The 629-nt window shown below is 74.1% G+C and carries 1 pseudogene; it reads left to right on the top strand.

The annotated features are described in order from the left end of the window. Positions 1-629 (top strand): annotated as a pseudogene (locus ACTWQE_RS34185) (acetyl-/propionyl-CoA carboxylase subunit alpha); the annotation flags it as partial.

Raw genomic sequence — 629 nt, 5'->3', positions numbered from 1 at the left:
AAGTCACCGGCATCGACCTGGTCCGCGAGATGTTCCGCATCGCCGACGGCGAAGAACTGGGATACGAGGACCCGCCGGTCCGCGGCCACTCCTTCGAGTTCCGGATCAACGGCGAGGACCCCGGCCGGGGCTTCCTGCCCGCCCCGGGCACCGTCACCACCTTCGCCCCGCCCGCCGGCCCCGGGGTGCGCCTGGACGCCGGGGTGGAATCCGGCAGCGTCATCGGCCCCGCCTGGGACTCCCTGCTGGCGAAACTGATCGTCACCGGCGCCACCCGGGGCCAGGCCCTGCAGCGCGCCGCCCGCGCCCTGGCCGAATTCACCGTGGAGGGCATGGCCACCGCCATCCCCTTCCACCGCGCCGTGGTGCAGGACTCCGCCTTCGCCCCGGAACTGACCGGAACCCAGGGGCCCTTCACCGTCCACACCCGCTGGATCGAGACCGAGTTCGTCAACGACATCCCGCCCTTCACCGCCCCCGGCACCGAGGAGGCCGAGGCCGAGGCCGGGGCGCGGGAGACGGTGGTGGTCGAGGTCGGCGGCAAGCGCCTGGAGGTCTCCCTGCCCTCCACCCTGGCCCTGGCCGCCGGAGCGCCGGCGGGCGGGGCGAAGAAGCCCAAGCGCAAGGCC

It is taken from the genome of Streptomyces sp. 8N706 (assembly GCF_052245415.1).
Taxonomy (GTDB): Bacteria; Actinomycetota; Actinomycetes; order Streptomycetales; family Streptomycetaceae; genus Streptomyces.
Note: the sequence above shows the minus strand (reverse complement) of the source record. Positions and strands in the feature narration are given on the sequence as shown.